Below are 1,984 nucleotides of genomic sequence, written 5' to 3'. Positions count from 1 at the left end.
CCGGGGCTCGATGACCGTCAGACCAGCAATATGAAAGGAAGCGCATCATCATGGCGAGACCGGCACTCAAGAGGGTCCTCATCACAGGTGCGGGTACCGGCTTCGGGTATGAAGCCGCCATGCGCCTGGCGGAAAAGGGGTTCGCCGTGATCGCCGCGGTGGAGATCTATGCCCAGGTCCAGACGCTGAAGCGGCAGGCGGCCGAGCGTGGGGTGAGCCTGCGGGTCGAGAAGCTCGATGTCACCAACGAGGGTGATCGTCACAAAGCTCTCAACTGGGGTGTGGAGATCCTCGTGAACAACGCAGGGGTCGGTGAAGGCGGCTCAGTGGTTGACATTCCCGCACCGAACATCCGGCACCAGTTCGAGGTCAACGTCACCGGACCGCTGCTCCTCACTCAGGGGATCGCCAAGCAGATGGTCGAGCGCGGCGCGGGAAGAATCGTCTGGGTCTCGTCCCGAGAGGGCCTGAACGTCAACCCGTTCACCGGCATCTACTCCGCTTCCAAGCACGCGGTCGAAGCGATCGCGGAAACCATGGCCTACGAGTTGCAGGAGCACAACATCGAAGTCGCCACGGTCAACCCGGGGCCATTCCTGACCGGCTTCAACGACCGGATGTTCCAGACCTGGGAGAGCTGGGAGGACGACCCGTCCCAGCGGCTTTTTGACTATTCCGAACTCGCCTTCCCCCGAACGCAGTTCGATCCTGAAGCGGTATATGCGACGCTGACGTCCGTCGCTGCCGGAGAGGTCGACAGTTTCCGTAATCTGGAGCCCCTGTCGATGCTTGAGGAGACGAAGCGCCTCCAGCAGGTTCCCTGGGAGCGCAAGGTCACCGATGGCCTCGGGACCCGGCATCCGGCCATCCAGCACTCGTACGAGATGCAACCCGAGACCCCCGTCGCCGGCTGACCGCTTCCCGTCGGACCGCAAGCGTCACCGTCCAGGGCGGTGGGGACTCCATGTCTCGGCGCCGCAGACGAGGGGGGACGAGAGAGGCCCGGTCGACACTCGGGACCCACCGGCTGTCGTGGGGGCCGTCGAACACTTCCCGGGTGTCCTGTGAAAGCGATCGCTGCGACCGCGAGTCCTCTGGGCATGCGTCACGTCCGAATTGCCGAAGTGTCCGGCTCCGTCGGGAACTCCGGTATGCGGATGAGCAGTTCGTTCTCGTACCGCAGGCCGCTGGTACATCCTGGGCGGGTCGGACCGGAACCAGGTGATGTCCTTGCTCACCGGCTCGTCGTCGGTGTGCGGCGCCACGGGCCCTCGCGACCAGCGCCGTGGGCACCCAGTTGCGGTCTTCCGCGATCGGCGGCGCATTCGCCGTGTTCTGCCCCATCGGGCAGGAATGGCTGCCCATGCCGGACGTCACCGCGCTCCTGTACCGGAGCGGCACCCGTGCGGCAGTGTCAGGCTGAGAGAGGTCTGCCGCTGGACACCCCAGGGAGCCGAGGATGCGTGACCACATACACGATCGGGATCATGAAAACGGCGATGCCACTGCCAGCAGGCCGCACCAGGCGGACGAGGCGCGGCTGTTCGAAGCCGCCGCCGGCGGTCGCGCGGATGTCGTAGGTCCCTCCGGCATGGGCGTTCTCCAACGGGTCGTCGGCAACAGCGCGGTGGGCGCGATGATGCAGCGCAAGCGCGACGAGGAAGCCGCGCCGGAGGAACGCTCGCCCGTCCACGACGTCGTCGGGTCCGGCTCGGGGCAGGCGCTGGACACCGACACCCGCGCCGACATGGAGGCCAGGCTCGGGTCGGACTTCTCCGACGTACGGGTGCACACCGGAGACACGGCACACCTGTCCGCGAAGTCCGTCGGTGCGCACGCCTACACGGTCGGCAACAACGTCGTCTTCCAGCGGGACGCCTACGACCCGTCCTCCCACTCCGGCAGGACCACGCTGGCCCATGAGCTGACGCATGTGATCCAGCAGCGCAGCGGTCCGGTCGACGGAACCGACGCCCCCGGCGGC

General features: G+C 66.5%; 2 protein-coding genes. Both read left to right on the top strand.

The window, feature by feature from the left end; translation table 11 throughout:
* The first annotated feature begins 50 nt into the window (after positions 1 to 50).
* The gene (locus BFF77_RS32115; RefSeq protein ID WP_066957076.1) at positions 51 to 914 is read left to right on the top strand and encodes an SDR family oxidoreductase; all 864 of its coding nucleotides are present in this window, start codon (positions 51 to 53) and stop codon (positions 912 to 914) included.
* Between the two features lie 545 nt (positions 915 to 1,459).
* Positions 1,460 to 1,984: eCIS core domain-containing protein (locus BFF77_RS32110; protein ID WP_141698615.1), on the top strand; the 525-nt coding region annotated here is incomplete at its 3' end.

It is taken from the genome of Streptomyces lushanensis, from assembly GCF_001700515.1.
Classification (GTDB): domain Bacteria; phylum Actinomycetota; class Actinomycetes; order Streptomycetales; family Streptomycetaceae; genus Streptomyces; species Streptomyces lushanensis.
The sequence above is the reverse complement of the archived record's forward strand: the minus strand, read 5'-3'. Positions and strand labels throughout refer to the sequence as shown.

What these genes read in the sequence shown, in the direction of transcription:
- BFF77_RS32115 (WP_066957076.1), top strand. Translation starts at nt 51, where the DNA reads ATGGCGAGACCGGCACTCAAGAGGGTCCTCATCACAGGTGCGGGTACC.